Origin of the sequence: Burkholderia sp. Tr-20355, assembly GCF_017104685.1 — a bacterium.
GTDB lineage: Bacteria > Pseudomonadota > Gammaproteobacteria > Burkholderiales > Burkholderiaceae > Burkholderia > Burkholderia seminalis.
In genome coordinates, this window is sequence record NZ_JAAGPK010000151.1 from 1 (window position 1) to 20,138 (window position 20,138).

Annotated in this window: 23 protein-coding genes; 5 read left to right on the plus strand and 18 right to left on the minus strand. The window is 68.1% G+C overall.

Annotated elements, in window-relative coordinates; all coding sequences use genetic code 11:
- Together G3N62_RS27735 and G3N62_RS27740 are read right to left on the minus strand one after the other, a co-directional pair.
- The coding region (locus G3N62_RS27735; RefSeq protein WP_134319863.1) for an SDR family NAD(P)-dependent oxidoreductase at positions 1-136 on the minus strand (136 nt) is incomplete at its 3' end.
- A gap of 52 nt (positions 137-188) precedes the next feature.
- Positions 189-929, minus strand: coding sequence for an acetoacetate decarboxylase (locus tag G3N62_RS27740; protein ID WP_034189773.1), 741 nt, complete (start codon positions 927-929; stop codon positions 189-191).
- 411 nt (positions 930-1,340) lie between these two features.
- Between G3N62_RS27740 and G3N62_RS27745 the strand changes: the two genes are divergently transcribed.
- A complete protein-coding gene (locus G3N62_RS27745; RefSeq protein ID WP_124671235.1) occupies positions 1,341-1,922 on the plus strand; it encodes an undecaprenyl-diphosphatase in 582 nt (193 codons plus the stop codon).
- Positions 1,923-1,948: 26 nt separating this feature from the next.
- Here G3N62_RS27745 and G3N62_RS27750 read toward each other — a convergent pair whose 3' ends face one another.
- The 3 genes from G3N62_RS27750 to G3N62_RS27760 all read right to left on the minus strand — a co-directional run bounded on the left by G3N62_RS27750 (position 1,949) and on the right by G3N62_RS27760 (position 3,910).
- The gene (locus G3N62_RS27750) at positions 1,949-2,173 is read right to left on the minus strand and encodes a hypothetical protein (RefSeq protein WP_034189771.1); all 225 of its coding nucleotides are present in this window, start codon (positions 2,171-2,173) and stop codon (positions 1,949-1,951) included.
- Positions 2,174-2,339: 166 nt separating this feature from the next.
- Positions 2,340-3,161: a siderophore-interacting protein gene (locus G3N62_RS27755; RefSeq protein WP_185733141.1), complete on the minus strand. Its 822-nt coding sequence runs from the start codon at positions 3,159-3,161 to the stop codon at positions 2,340-2,342.
- A 38-nt stretch (positions 3,162-3,199) separates the two neighbouring features.
- Complete coding sequence (locus G3N62_RS27760; protein ID WP_124671233.1) at positions 3,200-3,910, minus strand: PadR family transcriptional regulator; 711 nt, start codon at positions 3,908-3,910, stop codon at positions 3,200-3,202.
- Positions 3,911-4,057: 147 nt separating this feature from the next.
- On the opposite strand from G3N62_RS27760, the gene G3N62_RS27765 reads away from it, so the two are divergent.
- Both G3N62_RS27765 and G3N62_RS27770 read left to right on the plus strand, forming a co-directional pair.
- Complete coding sequence (locus tag G3N62_RS27765; protein ID WP_206141356.1) at positions 4,058-4,381, plus strand: hypothetical protein; 324 nt, start codon at positions 4,058-4,060, stop codon at positions 4,379-4,381.
- A gap of 13 nt (positions 4,382-4,394) precedes the next feature.
- On the plus strand, positions 4,395-4,883 hold the full coding sequence (locus G3N62_RS27770; protein WP_124671232.1) for a hypothetical protein: 489 nt from the start codon (positions 4,395-4,397) through the stop codon (positions 4,881-4,883).
- A gap of 48 nt (positions 4,884-4,931) precedes the next feature.
- On the opposite strand, the gene G3N62_RS27775 is transcribed toward G3N62_RS27770, so the two are convergent.
- The 6 genes from G3N62_RS27775 to G3N62_RS27800 form a co-directional block, all read right to left on the minus strand.
- Positions 4,932-5,471, minus strand: a complete 540-nt coding sequence (locus G3N62_RS27775; protein WP_034189768.1) for a cytochrome b/b6 domain-containing protein — start codon at positions 5,469-5,471, stop codon at positions 4,932-4,934.
- Between the two features lie 183 nt (positions 5,472-5,654).
- Positions 5,655-6,746, minus strand: a complete 1,092-nt coding sequence (locus tag G3N62_RS27780; RefSeq protein WP_034189767.1) for a porin — start codon at positions 6,744-6,746, stop codon at positions 5,655-5,657.
- A gap of 177 nt (positions 6,747-6,923) precedes the next feature.
- On the minus strand, positions 6,924-7,646 hold the full coding sequence (locus tag G3N62_RS27785; protein ID WP_034189766.1) for an SDR family oxidoreductase: 723 nt from the start codon (positions 7,644-7,646) through the stop codon (positions 6,924-6,926).
- A complete protein-coding gene (locus G3N62_RS27790; protein WP_049030296.1) occupies positions 7,624-8,745 on the minus strand; it encodes a 2,3-butanediol dehydrogenase in 1,122 nt (373 codons plus the stop codon). Before G3N62_RS27790 ends, G3N62_RS27785 begins: the two co-directional genes overlap by 23 nt.
- Position 8,746: 1 nt before the next feature.
- Positions 8,747-10,051 carry an MFS transporter gene (locus G3N62_RS27795; protein ID WP_034189764.1) on the minus strand — a complete coding sequence of 435 codons (1,305 nt, stop codon included), beginning with the start codon at positions 10,049-10,051 and terminating at the stop codon, positions 8,747-8,749.
- Between the two features lie 18 nt (positions 10,052-10,069).
- A complete protein-coding gene (locus tag G3N62_RS27800) occupies positions 10,070-10,603 on the minus strand; it encodes a 2,4'-dihydroxyacetophenone dioxygenase family protein (protein WP_034189763.1) in 534 nt (177 codons plus the stop codon).
- 176 nt (positions 10,604-10,779) lie between these two features.
- Here G3N62_RS27800 and G3N62_RS27805 point away from each other — a divergent pair, with 176 nt between their 5' ends.
- Entirely contained in the window at positions 10,780-11,760 is a 981-nt protein-coding gene (locus tag G3N62_RS27805) for a helix-turn-helix domain-containing protein (protein ID WP_034189762.1), read from the plus strand.
- An 86-nt stretch (positions 11,761-11,846) separates the two neighbouring features.
- Here the strand turns inward: G3N62_RS27805 and G3N62_RS27810 are convergent, their stop codons facing one another.
- The 5 genes from G3N62_RS27810 to G3N62_RS27830 form a co-directional block, all read right to left on the minus strand.
- Complete coding sequence (locus tag G3N62_RS27810; RefSeq protein ID WP_034189761.1) at positions 11,847-13,412, minus strand: GMC family oxidoreductase N-terminal domain-containing protein; 1,566 nt, start codon at positions 13,410-13,412, stop codon at positions 11,847-11,849.
- A 149-nt stretch (positions 13,413-13,561) separates the two neighbouring features.
- Positions 13,562-14,530, minus strand: a complete 969-nt coding sequence (locus G3N62_RS27815; protein WP_034189760.1) for a helix-turn-helix domain-containing protein — start codon at positions 14,528-14,530, stop codon at positions 13,562-13,564.
- A 203-nt stretch (positions 14,531-14,733) separates the two neighbouring features.
- The gene (locus G3N62_RS27820) at positions 14,734-15,522 is read right to left on the minus strand and encodes a hypothetical protein (RefSeq protein ID WP_185733140.1); all 789 of its coding nucleotides are present in this window, start codon (positions 15,520-15,522) and stop codon (positions 14,734-14,736) included.
- Between the two features lie 154 nt (positions 15,523-15,676).
- A complete protein-coding gene (locus G3N62_RS27825; RefSeq protein WP_069705958.1) occupies positions 15,677-16,624 on the minus strand; it encodes an aldo/keto reductase in 948 nt (315 codons plus the stop codon).
- Between the two features lie 344 nt (positions 16,625-16,968).
- Positions 16,969-17,589: a LysE/ArgO family amino acid transporter gene (locus tag G3N62_RS27830; protein ID WP_069705957.1), complete on the minus strand. Its 621-nt coding sequence runs from the start codon at positions 17,587-17,589 to the stop codon at positions 16,969-16,971.
- Positions 17,590-17,699: 110 nt separating this feature from the next.
- Between G3N62_RS27830 and G3N62_RS27835 the strand changes: the two genes are divergently transcribed.
- Entirely contained in the window at positions 17,700-18,593 is an 894-nt protein-coding gene (locus tag G3N62_RS27835) for a LysR family transcriptional regulator ArgP (RefSeq protein WP_034189757.1), read from the plus strand.
- A 48-nt stretch (positions 18,594-18,641) separates the two neighbouring features.
- On the opposite strand, the gene fnr is transcribed toward G3N62_RS27835, so the two are convergent.
- Entirely contained in the window at positions 18,642-19,388 is a 747-nt protein-coding gene (fnr, locus tag G3N62_RS27840; protein WP_034189756.1) for a fumarate/nitrate reduction transcriptional regulator Fnr, read from the minus strand.
- 103 nt (positions 19,389-19,491) lie between these two features.
- On the minus strand, positions 19,492-19,959 hold the full coding sequence (locus tag G3N62_RS27845) for a universal stress protein (protein ID WP_034189755.1): 468 nt from the start codon (positions 19,957-19,959) through the stop codon (positions 19,492-19,494).
- Positions 19,960-20,138: the final 179 nt, after the last annotated feature.

Sequence of the window (20,138 nt, forward strand, 5' to 3'; positions counted from 1 at the left end):
CCGCGTTCGCGCCGTCCTGGTTCAGGTCGGCGATCGCGACGGCCGCGCCCGCCTTGGCGAGCTCGAGGGCGATTTCCTTGCCGATGCCGCTCGCGGCGCCCGTGACGACTGCGGTCTTGCCATTCAGGTTGCTCATGTTCGAATTCCCGTGATGAAAGGTTTGACAGGGAGAAAGGACTGCGGACGTGTTACTTGGCCAGGTAATCGTAGACGACTTCGCCGAGGCCCAGCGTCAAATCGGCGACCAGGTGCCGGGCCTCGACGATTTCGAGCACGGGCAGGTCGGCCACGGGCGCAAGCGCATGCGGCGCCAGTTCGAGCGACGCGGGGCCCGTCCACGCGCCCTTCATCTTGATGTCCTGCATGTAATAGCGCACGAGTTCGCAGACGCGCGCGGTGCCGTCGACGTGCGGGATGATCTTCAGCAGGAAATTGGGGCCGGCGAGCCGCTTCGTCTGCTCGTCGATGTCGAGTTCCTTGTGCTTGTAGCCCATCGTGCCGGTGGCGACGCGCACCTTGCCGTAGTCGAGCGTGCCGAGGATGTGATCGGTGTTCACGTGCAGCGTGGGCGACGCGAGCTTCTTCGGGAAGCCCCACAGCTCGCGGCCGCCGGCGATCGGCGGGTGATCGTCGAGATACATCGCGAGCGTATAGCCGCCCGGCTGGCCGTTGTATTCGACGGGGATGACCTGGCCGCTTTCGGTGTAGTCGCCGAAACCGGTCGAATCGGCCATGCGAATGAATTCGTAATGCACGAGCGGCTCGGTAACCTGCAGCGGCTCGGGGACAATTTCACGGAGACGGTCCGGATCGGTGCGATACGTGATGATCAGAAACTCACGATCGACGAAACGGTACGGACCCATCGGGAAGGCAGGGCTGGTCAACGGCATCGCAAACGCTTTCGATCGGACATCGCTGGCTTTCATGCGGACTCCTTGTTGTTGATCGCTTCGTGGATGAGTGCTCGTAATCGTATGCCTGTGCGTTGCCGTTGTGCGATGCCGCATCTGGAATTAATTGTTGCCGATTTCGAATGATTTGCGGCGTAAATATTGAGATGAACGATACCAACGGCGGGGAAGGCGCCCGGCGGTCCGATGGTCGCACGCGCCGATGACACCACGATGTGAAAAAGGTGAGCCTTTGCGGGAGACGGTCGCGCGGGAATATGACAATTGTGTGAACTTGTGTTGCGGTGCATGCTCTAAGTGCGTTCGCCGCGGCGGCCTTCGCCCCGGCGGCGAACGCATTAAGCATCGCTTAAGCGGGCGCGCCCTAGCATCGTTCGTATCAGGCCGGGCAACCGGTCGTTTTTTTTGCCCCACGCAACCGGATTCATGCAGAACCTCAATCTCACCCTCTTTTCCGCCGTCAACGCCGGGGTTGCGCCGCAGCCGGGCGTCGCCCGCCTCGCGATCTTCGCTGCCGACTGGCTGGTCTATGTGCTGCCGGCGATGCTGCTGCTCACCTGGATCTTCGGCGCGCGCCCGACACGACGCCAGGCGATCGAAGCCGGCGTCGGCGTGTGCGTGGCGCTCGTGTTCGCGCAAGCGATCGGGCATGTCTGGTTCTCGCCGCGCCCGTTCATGGCCGGCGTCGGCACGCAACTGATTCCGCACGCGCCGGACAGCTCGTTTCCGAGCGATCACATGACGTTTGCGTGGAGCATGGCGGTCGGCCTGATGCTCGGCGGCACGACCCGCGTCACCGGGTTCGTGATGGCCGCGCTGGCCGTGGTGATTGCATGGGGGCGCGTGTATGCGGGTGTGCACTGGCCGTTCGACATGGCAGGCGGCGTGCTGGTCGGTACGGCCGGCGCGTTGGCCGCGCACCTGTGCGGGCAACGCGCGATCGCGCTGCTCGAACGGATCGGCGATTCGGTACACGCGGTCGTGATGGGGCGCCGGCACGCGCCCTGAATGAACGGAAATCGGGCAGGACGCCGTCAGCCGGGTGTCTTGGCCGAATCGGCCGAGGCGGACGGGCCGCCGCCCGCATCGTGCAGTTCGGACGTATCGGTCGGGTGCTGAGCGGCATCGCGCTCGAGGGCGCTTTCCTTCAGGATCGCGCACATCGCGACGAACAGCGCGAGCACTACCGCGGCGAGGCCGCAATAGCCGACGATCTTCAGGTGGCGAAGGAAAGGCGAAGCGTGGCTTTCTTTTGTCATGACCGGGCGCTCCTGGGCGGGCTGCGGCGGCTGTCGCCTGACAGCGGCGTCGCAGATACAGATATATACCAGCCGCGATACCGGTGCCAAGCCCGCTGGTGCGCGGACGCTACGATTGTGTCATCCGCCGGCCGACCGGGCGCCCGTTTACCGGGTACCCGCCCCGTCAGTCTTCCAGCGTTTCGTGCACGGCCGCCGCGCCGCGCTTCCAGTAGGCCGCCGCGCGGATGCGCGACTTGTCGACGCCGCGCTCGCCGGTCAGGTGCTGGCGGACCGCCCGCATCGACAGCGCTTCGCCGGCCGCCCACACGTAGCCGTCGCCGGACGACGGCAACGGCAGGTCGCGGACGGCATCCAACAGCGCATCGCCGTTCGCCGCGTCGGCTTCGGCGCGGAAGCGCCAGACTTCATGCACGTCGGCGCGCGTGTCGAACGAGATTTGCGCGGCACGATCGGCGACTTCCAGCACGACGGCCGCACGCGCACCGGCTGGCAATTCCTCGAGACGCCGCGCGACGGCCGGCAGCGCCGTATCGTCGCCGATCAGCAGATGCCAGTCGAAACCGGTCGGGATGACGAACGAACCGCGCGGGCCGCCGATGCCGAGCCATTGGCCGACACGTGCCTGCGCGGCCCATTGCGACGCGGGGCCCGGATGGTTCAGCACGAATTCCAGATCGAGCTCGCGGGCGGCGCGATCGAAGCGGCGCGGCGTGAAGTCGCGCGCGACCGGCTTCGGTTCGCCTTCCGGAAACTCGGGGCCGTTCGCGCCGAGCGTCGGCATCGCGGGCCGTTCCGCACCGGGCGGGGGGAAAAACACCTTCACGTGATCGTCGAACGACGCGGACTCGAAATCCGCGAGATCGGGGCCGCCGAGCGTGACGCGCAGCAGGTGCGGCGTCACGGCACGCACGCGCAGGACCTGCAGCAGGCGGAATTTGAGGGTATGGCGCACGCGGGTCACGGTGCGTTCGGATGTGTTCTGCATCAATCCGTTCTCCTTGAGGTTTGACGGGGCGGCGCGGATCACGCGCCGGAGCCGCCTTCGATTTCGGCCGTCGCACGGCGCATGATGGCCGCGATGCGGCGTTGTTCGTCGGCGTCGGCTGCGCTCTTGTGCAGCAGCGCCCGCTTGAGCGCGAGGCGCGCCTCGACGAACTCCGGCAGCCAGCCGGCCTGCGATTCGTCCGGTGCTTCGTTGCCCGCCGATTCCCCGGCGAACGCGCGGCGCATGAATTCCATCTTGCGTGCGAGGTGCGTGAGGCGAGCGAACAGCGTGTCGACGCGTTCGCGCTGTGCATCGAGATGCGCGCGGCCGGCGTCGGTCAGCGCATAGCGTTTGCGGTTGCCTTCCGCCTGCGATGCGACGAAGCCGACTTCTTCCAGATACGTGAGCGCCGGATACACCATGCCGGGGCTCGGGCTGTAGAAACCGTTGGAACGCGTGTCGAGCGCCTTGATCAGCTCGTAGCCGTGGCTCGGCTGTTCGGCGACCAGCGCGAGCAGCAGCAACTGGAGATCGTCCGAGTTGAACTGGCGGCCGCGCGGCATACCGTCGTCGCCGAAATCGCCAAAGCCGCCCCGGCCGCCCCGGCCGCCGAACGGGCCGCCACCGAACATGTCGTGGCCGCGGCGGTGGCGGCCGATCGCGTACCAGAGACCGGCGAACCAGTCGGGGCGGGCATGCGCACCATGACCGTCGCAACGGTCATGGCCGCGGAAGTGATTGTGTCGCATGGTCTTGTCCTATATGTCGAAAAACATATCTAAAGATATATATCGAAAGATAGGGCGTCAAGGGGATTTATTTGGGGTTGGATTGGGTCTGCGAAGGGGACGCCGTGCATCGCGCGATGACCTCGCGCACCGTCGCCCATGTCAACAATGGTCAATTCCGATGCCGGTGTGTTGTGGTCCGTGCACTCAGTGGCGACAATCGGCGCGCTCGCCCGGACGAGCGCGCTTGAGAAGCGGCTCTCGCTTTCCGCGCCCTGGAAAATTCGAATGACGTTCATCCTGCCGCACAATCCACGCCAAGACCGGCGTCAACGCGCCGACGCGCTGCTGCTCGAGGCGGCCGCGGATGACGCATTCGTCCGCGAATCGTTGCGTATCGTCGCCGAGGCCAGGCAGCGCATCGAGGATTCGCGCGTGTTGACTACCGGTGCGGCGCCGTGTGACATGCACGACGGCGCCGATGTCTCGTAGGAGGTCGCCGACCATGGGATCGAAAGCCGCGAACCGTACGTGGCAGGTCGCGCTGGCGCTGGTTGCGCTGGCGGGCGTCGCATGGTTCGCGCTCGGCCTGCGCATCCACTTCGGCTACTACGCCGACGACAGGCAGGCCGCGCTTCGGGCGGAAGCGTTGGTCGTGCAGCGCTTCAACGCGCAGGCGTTCGACGCGATCTACGACGACGCGGCCGACGCGATGCGCGCGACCGTATCACGCGCGCAGGCCGTCGACGCGATGCGTGCGACGCTGAAAGCGTACGGGACCATCGTCGAAGACAACGAAGGCGCGACGACCTGCTTTCCCGATCAGGTCCGCATGGTGCGCTGGCTGAGGTCGTCGAACGGGACCGACCTGACGCAGGTGAGCCTGTGGTCGACGCCGGGCGGCGATGCCAAGCTGGTGATGATGCGGATTTCGCCGGGGCGCGTGAGCGTCGATCCCGAGATCGTCCACCGGAATCGCTGCGGTGCGCGGTGAGCGGCAGCCGAACGACGCGCCGCGGGCCGGCGCGTGTGCCCGTTTCCTTCAGATGCCCATCCGCTCCGCCACCCCGTCGCGATCCACGAACTTGTGCTTCATCGCGGCGCCGACGTGCAGGGCCAGCAGCAGGCCGAGCGTCAGCACCAGCGCGCGATGCAGCGTATCGGTCAGGAGTCGCAACGGTTCGTCGCGGCCGACGAGCATCGGCAGGTCCGTGATGCCGAAGAAGCTGACCGCGTGCGCACCGGCGAGGCGGTGCACGTAGCCGGTCAGCGGCACGAGAAGCAGCAGCAGGTACAGCACGCCGTGCAACGCACCGGCGATCCGCGCCTGCCAGGCCGGGACGTTGTCCGGCAGCGGCGGCGGGGTGTGCGTCGCGCGCCAGGCGAGGCGCGGCACGGTCAGCATGAAGATCAGGCTGCCGATCGACGCGTGATAGAACAGGATGCCGTTGAACTGCGGCGAGTTGTGCGGAAACGTATCCATGTAGAGCCCGATCGAGAGGTTCAACAGGATCAGGATCGCGATCGACCCGTGCATGGCGATCGCGAAGCGTGCGTAGGCGGCGTGGTTGGGCTGTGACATGAGCGGTCTCGCAGATTCGGGTAGGGTGCCGCGCACCCGCGCGTCCGGCGCAGCGAACGGCGTGGCGACACCCGATGTACCGGGACCGGGCCGGATTTATTCCCGATGCATGCGTCGCTTGCCGTTGCACCGTATTTTCACGGCAGACGGAAGGGGCAGCTTCCCCCCCTCCAGCCCCCGCTGTCAGAACCGCGTACTGAACCCGATCCGCGCGATCGACTGCCGGGCGCCGCTCGATGCGCCGTCCGCATCCATCACGCCGTTGATCTGCGCGTTGCTGCCGTGGCCGGTGCGCTGATGCACGCCGGCGACATACACCATCGTGCGCTTCGACAGCCAGTACTGGACGGCGGCCAGGAATTGATGCGCATGCGCGTTGTCGAGCGTGTCGTTGCCCTTCATGTAGGTATAGCTCGCGCCGACGACCCAGGCGGGCGACGGGTGCCATGCGGCACCGGCTTCGGCCGACCATGCGCCCGCGCCGTTCTGTGCGTTGTGCACGGTCGTGAAGAGCGCCTTCCCCGTGACCGTGCCGACCGTGTAATGCAGGCCCGCGCCCCAGTTGCGCACGCTGGTGGGCGGCAGTCCGCCGACGGCGCCGTATTTCTGGTTCGTATAGGCCGCGCCCGCGCCGAACGGGCCGTTGTCGTAGCTCGCACCGACGCTGACCGTGTTGTTCGCGCCGATCGACCCCGCGACGTTCCCGAAGCCGTACAGCGCACCGAAGGTCAGGCCCGACAGCGACGGGCTCGTGTACTTGACCGAATTCGCGACGCGATTGCTGCCCGCGACGCGGTCCCAGTCGAACGCGCCCGTCGGGTTGTTCGGCAGCGCGAGCTTGTCGAACGGTCCGTTGCGGAAGCCGTACAGGCCGACGAGATCCTGCGCGATCTCGTTGCCGCTGGCGGCCAGCGAATCGACCATGAACTCGTACTGGTTGCCCAGCGTCAGCGTGCCGTACCGGTCGTTCTGCAGCCCGACGTAGGCGGTGCGCGCGAACAGCCCGCCGCCGATGATCGAGCCGTTGCCGAGCGAATACTGGTTCACGAGCCGGAAGATCGCGCGCGTGCCCGCACCGAGATCCTCCTTGCCCTCGAAGCCGAGCAGGTTCGGAAAGAAGATGTTGTCGTCGAATTTCGCGGCGCCGTGGCCGCCTTGATTGCTGACATAGCTGATGCCGGCGTCCATCAGCCCGAACATCGTCACGCTGCTCTGTGCAAACGCCGCAGCCGGAAGCGTGCAGGCCGCGAGTGCCAGTAAGGTCTTTTTCGTCATCTCCAATGTGCTCCTCACATGTTTCCGATCGGATCGGATATTTTTTGATCGGACTACTGATTGATATGAACAAACCCGAACCGGGAGAATCCCGGTTCGGCGGCAACGGAAGGGAGCCGGTCGCGCGACGGGCATCGGCGGGTTTCGCGAATCCGCCGATGTCCCGCGCGCCGAGCGCTAGACCGTCGAGTACCCGCCGTCCACCGGCACGACCGCGCCGGTCACGAACGACGCGCCGGGCGAGCAGAGGAACAGGATCACTTCCGCGACCTCGTCGGCCGTGCCCCAGCGACCGAGCGGCGTGCGCTCGAGGATGCGGCGCGACGCCTGCGCGTCGGCCTTCAGGCCGGTACTGAGCGGCGTGTCGATCCAGCCGGGCGCGACCGCGTTCACGCGGATGCCGCGATCGGCCCACGCCTGCGCGAGCGAGCGCGTGAGCTGCGCGATGCCGCCCTTGCTCGCGCTGTACGCGGGCCGGTCCTTGCTGCCGAAGTACGTGTACATCGACGCGATATTGACGATGCTGCCGCCGTGTGCCGACAGCGCCGGCCGGGCGGCGTCGGACGCGCGCATCACCGACGTCAGGTTCACGTTCAGCACGAGCTCGAACTGGTCCATCCGGTATTCGTCCGCGTGCCGGCTGATGCCGACGCCGTTGACGAGCACGTCGAGCCGCGGCAGCGCCGCGATCGTACGCGCGAGCGCATCGCTGTCGGTCACGTCGAGCGCCACGCAGCGGATGCCCGCATGCACGGGCGCATGCGGGCCGGCGGCGTCGAGCCCGAGTGCGACGACCGACGCGCCGGCTTGCGCGAACCGCAACGCGGTGCGCGCGCCGATGCCCGACGTGCCGCCCGTCACGACGACGGACTGGCCTTCAAACGCCCACTGACGACTCATGCTCGGCACTCCCGGTGAGTTGGGCGCGACGGGCGGGCCGTTGCGCGGGTGAAACGAGGATCTTGATCTGCGTGCGGTCGGCGAGCAGCGCATCGAAGCCGTCGGCGACGGCGTCCTCGAGCGACACCGTGCGCGTGACGATCGACGTGAGATCGAGCGCGCCCGACGCGACGATGCGCAGCAGGTCTTCGTACGCGTGTCGGTAACCGACGCTCGCGGTGAACGTCAGCTCGTCGTTGACCGCGCGGAACGCGTCGAAGCCCGCATGCGGCATCAGGCCGACCATCACGAGGCGGCCGCCCTTGCGTAGCGCCTGCATCGCCGACTCGAACGTGGCCGGCAGCCCGGCCGCCTCGAAACTCGCATCGACGCCGAGCCCGCCTGTCGCCGTGCGGATTGCATCCTGCAACGTGCCGGCGTCGAGCGCACGCGCGTCGAACGCATGCGTCGCGCCCACGCGCGTGGCGGCCGCGAGCCGCTCGGGCGACACGTCGACGGCCACGATCGTCGTCGCACCCTGCAGCTTCGCGAGCATGATCAGCAGCAGGCCGATCGGTCCGAGCCCGAACACCGCGCAGGTCTCGCCGAGCCGCAGTGCGCCGCGCCGCAGCGCATGCAGCGCGACGGCGGCCGGCTCCATCACGGCGGCCTGCTCGAGGCTCACGCCGTCGGGCAGGCGATGCAGCATGTAGGCCGGCACGACCGCGAAGTCGGCCATCCCGCCGTCGCCCATCAGCCCGGCGAAGCCCATCGACACGCACAGGTTGTACGACCCGGCGCGACAGTACGCGCACTGGCTGCAGCGGTACTCGGGCTCGACCGCGACGCGGTCGCCCGCGCGCAGCGCCGTCACGCCTTCGCCGACTTCGACGACGGTGCCGCAGAACTCGTGGCCGAGCGTCAGCGGCGCGGTGCGGCGCGACAGCGGGTGCGGCGCGTCGACGGGAATCGCGTGGGGGCCGTCCGCATATTCGTGCAGGTCACTGCCGCAGATCCCGCAATACGCGATCGCGATTCGTACGTCGCCGGGGCCGACGCGCGGCGTGTCGATGTCGACGAGACGGACGTCGCGCGGGCCATGCCATTGGAGTGCCCGCATGTCAGCGCCCTCCGAGGTTTGGCGTGTCGAGGCGGCTGGCGGCGGCACCGGCGAGCGCGCGCTTGCGCAGCACGGCCGGCGCGGTTTCGACGAGGCCGAACGACAGCACGCACGCGAGGATCGCGCCGGTCGCCGACGTCCACATCGCGAACTGCAGGCCATACTTGTCCGCGGCAAAGCCTGCGACAGTCGGCGCGACGAAGCCGCCGATCAGCTCTCCGGCGCCCATGATCAGCCCAAGCGCGCTGGCGATCGCGCGCGGCGGCACCGTTTCGGCCGGGATCGTCGCCATGAACAGCGTGAAGCAGCCGAGGCCCGTATAGGTGACGAACACGAGCGCACCGAGCGCCCAGACCGACCCGACATGGATCATCACCAGCGGGCACACGGCCGCGATCAGCGCGAACACGATCATCGTCGGCTTGCGGCCGATCCGGTCGGAGATCGCCGGCACCGCGAAGCCCCAGAACACCCACGCGGCGCCGAGGCAGGTCATCACGATGCCCATGTCGGACGGCGACAGGTGGCGGCTTTCCACGAGGAAGACGGGCGCGAACGAGATGATCACGACGAACCACGTGAGGAAGAAGCAGCTGATCAGCACGCAGAGCAGGATGTTGCGTTCCTTCAGCAGCGCCCAGCGGTTGATCGCCGCGCCGCTCGCGGCCGGCGCGCCGGTGCCGTCGGCCTGCACGTGCCGCGCGCCGCCGGGCGGCACTTCGCGCACCCAGCGCCAGATGCAGAACGCGATCAGGAAGCCCGGGATGCACGACACGTAGAACGCCTCGCGCCAGCCGTACGCGGTGGCGATGCCGATCACGACCGGCGGGCCGATCATCGCGCCGAGCAGGCCGGCGGCCGAACCCTGCAGCAGGCCCATGTTCAAGCCGCGGCGGCTCGGCGTCGAGCTTTCGACCATCAGCGATTGCGACAGCGGCAGCACGGGGCCTTCCGCAATGCCCATCAGCGCGCGGAACGCGATCAGGCTCGCGAAGCCGCCGACGAGCCCGGAGAGTGCCGAGCACACGGAAAAGCCGAGCACGGCGGCGATCAGCAGCGGCTTGCGCGTGCCGCGCGCATCGGACCATGCGCCGGTCGCGGCGCCCGACAGCGCCCACGTGAGCGCCAGTGCGGACGACACCATGCCGAGCTGCGTGTTCGTCAGGTGCAGCTCGGCCGACATGAACGGGAACAGGAACGACAGCGCGAGGCGGTCGAAGAAGACGAAGCCGAACGTCATGAACAGGATCAGCAGCAGCCTGTTCTCGTACGTCCAGGGGGACCGGGAGGAAGACGGGGATGTCATGGGGCGCCTCGTCGTGCGTCAGCGGAACAGCTTCTCGATCGCTTGCGCGCCGAGGCCGACCTTCTCGTAATGCGCCTTGCACATCGCGATGTACGAATGCACGTCGAAGTAGCCGTCGGGGTTGCCTTCGTCGTCGAGCCAGATCAGCGGCCCCTTGACGATGAAGAACGCGCGCATCGGCTCGGGGTGATCGAACGCGACGAGCGTGTGGCCTTCGCCGGGCGTTTCGTACACGAAGTCGCCCTTCGTCGCGGTCCATTCGTGTTCCAGATAGCCCCATTTGCCGGACAGCGTGTACGCGAACACCTCGTGCGGGTGATAGTGCCGGTTCACGAGCCCGGCTTCCTTGGCCATCAGGATGTCGCACCATTTGTTCTGCGACGGCGAGATCCACAGCGGCCGGGACGAAACCGTTTCGGTGAACGGAACGTAATAGCGTTCGTCGTCGGTGGCCGCGTTCGGGATGTACGCTTCGGGCAGCGCATCGGGCTTGAACGGATTGGCAATCGCCGGAATGTTTTGCCAGAATTCGGATACGGCTTGGTCGACCACGGTTTGTCTCCTTCTATGGGTTGTCGTGGGCTCGACTTTAGCCAGCCGGTGCGCGCCGCTCTTGACTGGGCTGGACGAATTGCTTGACCGCGCCGGACATTGCATCGCACCAAAATCCAGACGAACCATCCCCCAATCCGTGCCGCTCCGCGCGGCGGGCGCCCGCAGGAGGCGACGTGACGAATTCGACCGTTTTTTCACGCACGCGAGGCTCGACGGCCGACGTGCCGGCGCGCGACAGGATGGCGTACTGGGATGCGTTCAATGCGGCGACGCTGGTCGGGCTGCGCTGCTCGTCGCTGTCGCCGGCCGGGCTCGAGGTCGAGAAGACCGATATCGCGCTGCCGGGCCTCGGCATCGCCGACATCAGCGGTCAGGATCACGTGATCGAGCGCAGCCCCGCGCTGGTGCGCCAGTTGCCGAAGGAATCGCTGTTCGCGTGCCAGATCCTGAGCGGGCGCGCGTATTTCATCCAGCGCGACCGGTGCCTGCTCGCGGAAGCCGGCGATGTCGTCGTCTACGACACGCGCGTGCCCTATCTGTTCGGATTCCTGACGCCGATGCGGCAGCTGCTGATCGACATGCCGGTCACGTCGTTCGACGAGCGGCTCGACGCGGAGCTGGCCGCGCTGCCGCTGCGGATCGCGCCGAAACCGGGCGCGGGCGCGATGCTCGGCGCGACGTTGCGCGCGAGCGTCGAGCGTTTCATGAAGGATCCGGTGGCGCACGATGCCGCGCGGTTCGTCGAGCATACGCGCACGCTGATCGCGGAACTCATCGACACGGAAGTCAACGGCGCGGGCGCGTCGCGTGCGTCGCTGTCGTACCTGCTGACCGCGAAGCAGTACATCGCGACGCATCTCGGCGAGCCGGAACTCGGGCCACAGGCCGTCGCGGACGCGGTCGGGCTGTCGCTGCGGCATCTGGGCCGGCTCTTCGCGGCCGAAGGCGAGTCGATCACGCAGCACATCTGGTCGGAGCGGCTGTCGCACGCGCATCGCGAGCTGACCGACGCGCGGCTGCGCAAGACGAGCATCGGCGAGATCGCGTTTCGCTGGGGGTTTTCGAGCCAGGCGCACTTCAGCCGCGCGATCCGCGAGCGCTACGGCGCGTCGCCGATGGCGCTGCGCGATGCGGCGCGTGCGGCCGGGGGCTGAGGCCCGGCTTTCGCAGGTTCGGCGGCGCGTGGATCACGCGCCGCTTTTGCTTTCGGCGCGGTGCCGCATGCCGCACGCGCGCCGCGTCACTCCGCCAGCATGAACTCGGCGCAGCGCTCCGCGATCATGATCGTCGGCGCGTTCGTGTTGCCGGACACGATGCGCGGCATCACCGAGGCATCGCAGATCCGCAATCCGTCGACGCCCCGCACGTTGAGGTGCGGCGTGACGACCGCCTCGTCGTCGTTCCCCATGCGGCACGTGCCGGCCGGGTGATAGACGGTTTTCGCGCGGCGCCGCACGTAATCGGCGAGCGTCGCGTCGCTCAACGTCTCGGCTTCGCGGACGATGCGCGAGAGCGACGGTGCGCGGATGATCCGCCGCGCGAGCGCGACACCGCGCACGAGGCCGTCGACATCGGCCGGATCCGACAGCGCACCGCTGTCGAACAGGATCGGCGCGGCCGGATCGTTGCCGCGCAGTTGCACGGAGCCGCGCGAGCGCGGCCTGAGCAGGCACGGGTTGATCGACAGTCCGTGGCCGGGCAGCGGCGCGCGGTCGACGTCGCCGACGAGCGTCGGCAGCACGTGGAACTGGATGTCCGGGCGGCCGCCGCCCGTCGTATCGACGAACGCGCCCGATTCGACCACGTTCGACGTCAGCAGGCCCGTGCGGCACAGCATCCACTGCAGCCCGTGCCGCAGCGCCTTCAGCCCGCGATCCTCGCCGAGCAGGCTGACCGGCGCGTGGCTGCGGCCGTAGATCGACACCTCGAGATGATCCTGATAGTTCGCGCCGACGTCACGGCTGTCGTGCAGCACGTCGATGCCGTGCGCGCGCAGGTGCGCGCCGGGCCCGATGCCCGACAGCATCAGCAGCTTCGGCGTGCTCAGCGCGCCGGCCGCGAGCACGACGTCGGCGCGTGCGGCGGCCGCGCCCGTTGCGCCGCCTTCGGTGCGCCATTCGACGCCGGCGGCACGCCGCCCGTCGAACCGGATGCGCGTCACGCGGCAGCCGGTCAGCACGCGCAGGTTCGGATGGGCGAGCGCCTCGGCGAGATAGGTGGCCGCGGTGCTGCCGCGCTGCCCGTCGAAGATCGTCGTGTGATAGAAGCCGACGCCGTGCTGCGCGGCGCCGTTGAAGTCGTCGTTGTACGCGATGCCGGTTTCCTGCGCCGCCTTCACGAACGCGAGGCTCAGCGGATGCCGGAAGCGCGTGTCGCCGACTTTCAACGGCCCGTCGGTGCCGTGGAACGGCTCGGACAGCCGCAGGTGCGATTCGGCGCGCTTGAACACGGGCAGCACGTCGTCCCAGCTCCAGCCCGTGCAGCCGAGCGCGGCCCAGTCGTCGTAGTCGTCGCGTGTGCCGCGCACGTACAGCATTGCGTTGACCGAACTGCCGCCGCCGAGCGTGCGGCCCTGCGGCACATAGGTCTTGCGGCCGGCCGCGCCGGGCTGCGGCTCGCTCTCGAACGTGACCGTGCGCCGTGTGCCGAGCACGCGGATGAACGTCGCCGGAATCCGGATGAACAGGCTGTCGTCCTTCGGGCCGTCCTCGAGCAGCAGTACGCGCCTGCCGGCCGTCACCAGCCGATGCGCGACCGTACAGCCGGCCGAACCGCCGCCGACGACGATGTGGTCGTACGTCTCCATCCCGCTTCTTCTCCTTGTTGTCGGGCGGCGGAACGCGTGCCGCCGCGCAGGAAGCCAGCTTAGCGAACGGGTTGCGGCCCCATTTGACCGGGACGGCCGCCGTGCTTGCCTCGCCCGGACACGGCGGCGCGTGGCGGCGCGAACGGGCGCTAGCGCGCGTCGGCGGGTGCGCGCGACGCGCTCGGCGTCTCGCCGAATCGCGCGCGGTAGCTGCGGCTGAAGTGCGCGCTGTTGTTGAAGCCCCAGCGGAACGCGATTTCGCTGACCGTCAGGTGCTTCAGCGACCGGTCGCGCAGGTCGGCACGGCACCGTTCGAGCCGCCGCGCGAGGATGTAGCGCGTGAGCGGCATCCCTTCGATCTCGAACACGCGCGCAAGCTGGCGCGGCGACAGGTTGATCGCACGGCTCACCGATTGGCTGTCGAGATCGTCGTCGGCGAGATGGCTGTCGATGAAGGCCTTCGCGCGCGACAGCGTGTGGACGGTCGACTTGGTCGGCGACGTGTCGCCGTCGCGCAGCCGCAGCATCGACTGCACGAGATCGAGGAGCGCGGCGGCGCGCCGTTCGCGCGCGTCGGGCGTCGGCTCGTGCGGCGCGGCGAGCAGCCCGACCACCTGCCGCACGGCCCACGACGTCACGCCGTCGTCGCGATCGATCTTGACGAGGCTGCGGTAGCGCCACGGGCCGACGCGCGCCTCGAACACGTCGCGCGGCACGTCGAGCACGGTCATCGCCATGTCGGCCGGAAAGCCGTGACCGTACGGCATCGACGTGTCGTACAGCACGAGGTCGCCGGGCGCGTGCTGCATGCAGTCGACGTCCTGGAACGTATAGCCCTGCCCCGCGTGCATCAGGCAGATGAAGATGGCGTCGCGCTGATCCGTGTGGATGTTGTGCGGCGTGCGCACGACCGCATGCCGGTTCGCGACGATGTCGCATGCGCGGAACAGCCCGAGATCGCGCGTGCGCATCGACGCATCGATGCCTTCGGACGACTTTCCGCTGCATTCGATCCGCACGAGCGTGCGCGCGACATGGTCGACCCAGAAGTCGACGCGCTCGGCGCCGCGTACGGCGCGCGTCGAGACCGTGGCGATCTCCGTGCTGGTATCCGGCATGACGTTCTCCCAATGACCGCCCGAGCGGCGCAGTCTCGGGCACGTCGAACGGCGCGGTCAATCCGTGAAAGACCCGGGGCCGGCGCGTCACGCGCTTGCAGCGGGGCGCGGCGGGCGGTTGCGCGATCGATGTCCGGCCGAGTCAACGGAAGCGGCCGTACGAGTCAAGACACGGCCGTGATTTTCGGGCAGCCGGCGCGGGCTCACTTCGACGAAGACGACGGCAGCCCGAGCGGCACGTCCCGCTCGTCACCCATCTTGCCGCCGCGGAACGCGACGCTCACGTAGCCGGCACGCCGTGCGTCGGTGACGTTCGCGTAGATCGACGTCATCAGCATCCCCGCGTCGCAGCCGAGCGCGATCGTGCGGTCGACGCGGCCGGTCGCGATGTTCACGGCGCGCAGCGACCGCATCGCGATGCCGCACGTGTCGGACAGCGCATAAACACCGACCAGCATGTGCGTCCTGGTGCGATACCACATCGGGATATCGACCACGCCATCGAGCTGGAGATGATCCTGGTCGTTGTCGTTCAGCCGTCCGACTTCGTTCAGCGTGATCGGGAAGGTGTTGCGGCCGTCGTCCCACGTGCCGGTCCCCGTTTTGCCGGCGAGGTTCAGCGCGATCGGGCAAGGCTTCGGCCGCGTCGGCGACGCGGCCGGCACGACCGGCGAGTCGGCCGTCGACGCGGGCTGCGATGCTTCGCACAACGTCATGCGGCCGTCGGGCGTGCGCCGACCCTGCAACGGGATCGGCTTGCGGTGCGCGTCGTAGTAATAACTGCCGTCGACGCGCCAGCGGCCTGCGTCGTTGCGGTTGATGGCGTCGTAGGTCTGCAGCGATACGTGAACGGGTGCGTGGCCGATCGTGCCCGTGTAGTTCGCGATTTCGTACCAGCCGGCGACGGACACGGCCGGCGCGCAGGCGAGCAGCGCGGCGATCGCCGCGGCGAGCGGGCGGGAGAATCGGGCGCGGCGCGGGATGCGGTTCATCGGCGGTCCGGGTGCGTGGGATGCTCGCCATTGTATCCATCCGTCATTCCGCGATTGCCCGCCTCCGCACGGACGGCGAAACGGATGCACATATGACACAGGCCGGCCGTGCAACCGCGCGACTTCTCCAGCCGGCCTGCTGCCGCGACGGGTCTCAGGGCGCGCTGGCCTCGTCGATCTGGCGGATATCGTCCTGATCGAGTTGCAGGCGGATCGCCTCGCCGAGCAGGTCGAGCTGCGCGAGCGACGTCGCGCTGGCGATCGGCGCGGTGATCGTCGGCCGCGCGATCTGCCACGCGAGCGCGATCGCGGCCGGCTGCGTGCGGTGCTTCGCCGACACGGCGTCGAGTGCCGCGAGGATGCGCAGGCCGCGTTCGTTCAGATAGCCGGCGACACGATCCCCGCGCACGCTCTTCTTCAGGTCGGCCTCGCTGCGGTACTTGCCCGACAGGAAGCCGCTCGCGAGCGCGTAGTAGTTGACGACGCCGAGCTTCAGGTCGCGCACGACCGGCTCGAGATCGCGTTCGTAGCCGGCGCGGTCGATCAGGTTGTACTCGGGCTGGATCACCTGGTATGCGGGCAGCCCGTCGCGCTGGCTGATCGCGGCGGCTTCGCGCAGGCGCGCGCCGCTGTAGTTCGACGCGCCGATGATGCGCACCTTGCCGGCGTCGATCAGCGTCTGATACGCGCCGAGCGTCTCCTCGAGCGGGGCCGTATCGGCGAGATCGCGATGCGAGAAATACAGGTCGATATAGTCGGTCTGCAGGCGGCCGAGCGAATCGTCGACGGCTTTCAGGATGTTGTCCTTCGTCAGCCCCGCGCGCGCGGCCAGCAGGCCGACCTTGGTCGCGATCACGACCTGCTCGCGCTTGCCGGAGCGCTTGAGCCACTTGCCGATGATGGTTTCCGATTCGCCGCCGCTGTTGCCGGGGACCCAGGCCGAATAGACGTCGGCCGTGTCGATGAAGTTGATGCCGGTGTCGGCGAGCGCGTCGAGCAGCGAAAACGACGTGCTTTCGTCGACGGTCCAGCCGAAGACGTTGCCGCCGAACGCGAGCGGCGAAACCTGGATGGTCGATGTGCCGAGGGTGCGGTATGCCATGTTCCTCTCCGATAACTGCGGGTGACGGGATTGAACTGCGGATGGGGCGATACGAATGCGGCGGGACGGCGGCGTGCGCGATGGGGTTCCGCCGTTGTCGCGGGACACCGGACATTCTCGCCGATCGCTCCGGTTCGTGCAGCCGGTGCGTCGCCGCGATGATGGACGGCTCGCGGCAGATGGCGGATGCGCCGTCCGTTACGTGAGCGTTTCGTGCGGCTGCGTTCGATCGGGAGCGAATTTTTTACGGCGGCGGGGGCGACGAGGAGGCAGGCTGCGCGGGCGGGGTGCCGGCGCGGTGGGAAGGACGGGCGGCAGTCGGCCGCCCGTCCGAGGGGGAGCCGTCAGCGCAACTGCACCGCCGCGAGAAACAGCACCATGCCGCCGATCGCGCCGTCCAGCACGCGCCACGCGACGGCCTTGCGGAACCACGGCGCCAGCAGGCGCGCGCCGTAGCCGAGCCCGAGGAACCACACGACGCTGACCGTCATCGCACCGATCGCGAACGCGAGCCGTGCGCCTTCCGGTTCGCGTGCGCCGGCCGTGCCGATCAGCAGGAACGTGTCGAGATACACGTGCGGGTTGAGCCACGTGAACGCGAGCGTCATCAGCACGATCGCGAGCCCGCCCTGCGACGGCGGCGCGACCGCGTCGCCGCGCACGTCGAGCGTGGCGTGGCCCGGCTTGAACGCGCGGCGCAGCGCGTTGATGCCGAACCAGGCGAGATACGCGAGCCCGACATACAGCACCGCATGGACGAAGGCCGGATAGCGTTCGACGAGCACCGATGCGCCGCCGACGCCCGCGCCGATCAGGATCATGTCGGACAGCGCGCACAGCAGCACGATCTTGCCGACGTGCGCGCGCATGATGCCCTGGCGGAGGACGAACGCGTTCTGCGCGCCGATGGTGACGATGAGCGATCCGCACAGGGCGGCGCCGTGGGAAAAAGCGAGCCAGTTCATGATGATGGGCAGCGGGATGGGCAGTAGACGAATGAATCGGGTAGCGCTAGTCTGCGGGCAGCATGAAGATAAGAGAAGCTAATTCACCTAATGCGGATTAAGGAAATCTAATGCTCGACTACGCGTTGCTCGATGCCCTCGCGGCCGTGATCCGGCATGGTTCGTTCGAACGGGCGGCCAAGGAGCTGAATGTCACGCCGTCGGCCGTGTCGCAGCGCGTGAAGCTGCTGGAGGAGCGCGTCGGCAGCGTGCTCGTCAAGCGCGGGCAGCCGTGCGTCGCGACGACGTCGGGCGCGCTGCTGTGCCGGCATACCGAACGCGTGCAGTTGCTCGAGGCCGAACTGGGCGGCCGGATGCCGGCGCTGCCGGGCCAGATCGCGAGCGCGTGGCCGACGCTGCGCGTGGCCGTCAACGACGACAGCGTCGCGACGTGGTTCATCGATGCGGTCGGGCCGTTCTGCACCGAGCGCGAGACGTTGCTCGACCTCGTGATCGACGACCAGGATTACACGGCGTCGCGCATTCGCGACGGCAGCGTGCAGGGCGCCGTGACCGCGCAGGCCGAGCCGATCCAGGGATGCCGGTCGGAACGGCTCGGCCGCATCCGCTATCGCGCGGTGTGCTCGCCGGCGTTTTACGACCGCTATTTCAGCGCGGGCATCACGCGCGACGCGCTGCGCCGCGCGCCGTGCGTGATGTTCAATCCGAAGGACGGGCTGCAGGCGCGTTTCATCCGGCGCGTGACACGCGCGGATCTCGATCCGCCGCAGCACTGGATACCGCACGTGGCAGGCTATCTGCGCGCATGCGAAACGGGATTGGGATGGGGGATGTGCCCGGACCGGATGGTCGATCGCCAACTGGCGGCGGGTGAGCTCGTGGACATGTCGCGCGGGCGCACCGTCGACATCGATCTCTACTGGCAGAGCTGGCGCCTGTCGATCGGCTGGCTCGACGATTTCAGCGCGGCGCTGAAGACGCGCGCCGCGCTGTTTCTCGATTGATTCGGCTGGCGATGCCGACGGCGCGCGAGCCGTGCGCGCCGAGCGGGATCAGACGTGCTGCAGGCCGTCGAAGTCGACGATCTGCACGTGGCGGCCCTGCATTTCGATCAAGCCGCGCTTCTGGAACTTCGACAGCGTGCGGCTGACCGTTTCGAGCGTCATGCCGAGATAGCTGCCGATGTCTTCGCGCGTCATCCGCAGGTTGAATTCCGACGGCGAGTAGCCGCGCTTCAGGTAGCGCGACGACACGTCGAGCAGGAAGGCGGCGACGCGCTCTTCCGCATTCAGCGAACCGAGCAGCATCGTTTGCGACGTTTCGCGCACGATCTGTTCGCTCATCAGCTTGTGCATGCGCAGCTGCATCGAGCCGGCTTCCGAGCACAGTGCCTTGAGCGCGCTGTACGGGATCACGCAGACGGAGCTGTCTTCCAGCGCGACCGCGGTGCGCGGGTGGGTATCGTCGCAGATGCCGTCGAGGCCGAGCGCTTCACCGGCGAGATGCAGGCCCGTGACCTGTTCGCGGCCGTCGTGGCGGGTCGCGACGGTTTTCAGCGAACCCGAGCGCACCGCGTACAGGTTGTCGAATGCGTCGCCTTCGCGGAACAGCGCTTCGCCGCGCTTGACGGGGCGTGCCGCGCAGATGACCGACTCGAGGCGGCTGAGTGCTTCGGGTGCCAGGCCCTGCGGCATGCACAGGTGCCGCATTGCGCACGACGAGCAGTGCGCGGCCTGGCGAGGCGCCCAGCTACCGGTGTGCGGCGTGGCGGCGGGACGTGTGGCGACGGGCGTCAGCATGATCGTTTACTCCGGCGTTGGATCGACGGAATCATTGTCCCACCGCAAGTTGACGCTGTCGGGTGACAAAACGTCGCGACCGGCGGCGCGTGCCGGATACCGTTCAGGCGGGCTGTTCGTCGACGTTCGCGGCCGCGGGGATCAACAGCACGGGCACGGTGGCGTGCCGCACGCATTGTTCGGCGATGCTGCCGAGCACGAGGCGGCGGAAGCCGCGGCGGCCATGCGTGCCGAGCACGAGCAGATCGGCGCCGAACGCCTTTGCACCGTCGAGGATCAACGACGAGACATCGTTGAGCGACGTCGCTTCGTTCTGCCGTGTTTCGCCTTTCACGCCGGCGGCCTGCATCAGCTTCGTGAAATCCTGCGCGAGTGCGTTGCCCTGCGCGACGAGCTGATCGCGCAGCACGGACGGATCGTAGCCGGGCACGTTGTAGTAGATCGCGGCGTTCTCGACGACGTAGAACGGTTGCAGCTCGGCGCCGTGCGCTTTCGCAAGCGCCAGCGCGGCATCGAACGCGTGGCGGGACGTGTCGCTGCCGTCGACGGCAACCAGAATACGCTTGTACATAGTGTCTCCGAATGGCGGGTTGAAACGAAGTCGGCCGGATGGCCGATCGGGCTGGGCAATGCGCGATGCTGCGAGGCAGGGTAAACCAACGGCGGGGACTTTGCAGTGCGGCGCCCGCCGGGTCGCGCGGCCGCACGGCGCCTGCCGCTGCGGCGAACGGCCAGGCGCGCGGCGCATGC

Coding starts and splice junctions, on each gene's coding strand:
- G3N62_RS27740 (WP_034189773.1), bottom strand. CDS start 929: ATGAAAGCCAGCGATGTCCGATCGAAAGCGTTTGCGATGCCGTTGACC.
- G3N62_RS27745 (WP_124671235.1), top strand. CDS start 1,341: ATGCAGAACCTCAATCTCACCCTCTTTTCCGCCGTCAACGCCGGGGTT.
- G3N62_RS27750 (WP_034189771.1), bottom strand. CDS start 2,173: ATGACAAAAGAAAGCCACGCTTCGCCTTTCCTTCGCCACCTGAAGATC.
- G3N62_RS27755 (WP_185733141.1), bottom strand. CDS start 3,161: ATGCAGAACACATCCGAACGCACCGTGACCCGCGTGCGCCATACCCTC.
- G3N62_RS27760 (WP_124671233.1), bottom strand. CDS start 3,910: ATGCGACACAATCACTTCCGCGGCCATGACCGTTGCGACGGTCATGGT.
- G3N62_RS27765 (WP_206141356.1), top strand. CDS start 4,058: ATGGTCAATTCCGATGCCGGTGTGTTGTGGTCCGTGCACTCAGTGGCG.
- G3N62_RS27770 (WP_124671232.1), top strand. CDS start 4,395: ATGGGATCGAAAGCCGCGAACCGTACGTGGCAGGTCGCGCTGGCGCTG.
- G3N62_RS27775 (WP_034189768.1), bottom strand. CDS start 5,471: ATGTCACAGCCCAACCACGCCGCCTACGCACGCTTCGCGATCGCCATG.
- G3N62_RS27780 (WP_034189767.1), bottom strand. CDS start 6,746: ATGACGAAAAAGACCTTACTGGCACTCGCGGCCTGCACGCTTCCGGCT.
- G3N62_RS27785 (WP_034189766.1), bottom strand. CDS start 7,646: ATGAGTCGTCAGTGGGCGTTTGAAGGCCAGTCCGTCGTCGTGACGGGC.
- G3N62_RS27790 (WP_049030296.1), bottom strand. CDS start 8,745: ATGCGGGCACTCCAATGGCATGGCCCGCGCGACGTCCGTCTCGTCGAC.
- G3N62_RS27795 (WP_034189764.1), bottom strand. CDS start 10,051: ATGACATCCCCGTCTTCCTCCCGGTCCCCCTGGACGTACGAGAACAGG.
- G3N62_RS27810 (WP_034189761.1), bottom strand. CDS start 13,412: ATGGAGACGTACGACCACATCGTCGTCGGCGGCGGTTCGGCCGGCTGT.
- G3N62_RS27815 (WP_034189760.1), bottom strand. CDS start 14,530: ATGCCGGATACCAGCACGGAGATCGCCACGGTCTCGACGCGCGCCGTA.
- G3N62_RS27820 (WP_185733140.1), bottom strand. CDS start 15,522: ATGAACCGCATCCCGCGCCGCGCCCGATTCTCCCGCCCGCTCGCCGCG.
- G3N62_RS27825 (WP_069705958.1), bottom strand. CDS start 16,624: ATGGCATACCGCACCCTCGGCACATCGACCATCCAGGTTTCGCCGCTC.
- G3N62_RS27830 (WP_069705957.1), bottom strand. CDS start 17,589: ATGAACTGGCTCGCTTTTTCCCACGGCGCCGCCCTGTGCGGATCGCTC.
- G3N62_RS27835 (WP_034189757.1), top strand. CDS start 17,700: ATGCTCGACTACGCGTTGCTCGATGCCCTCGCGGCCGTGATCCGGCAT.
- fnr (WP_034189756.1), bottom strand. CDS start 19,388: ATGCTGACGCCCGTCGCCACACGTCCCGCCGCCACGCCGCACACCGGT.
- G3N62_RS27845 (WP_034189755.1), bottom strand. CDS start 19,959: ATGTACAAGCGTATTCTGGTTGCCGTCGACGGCAGCGACACGTCCCGC.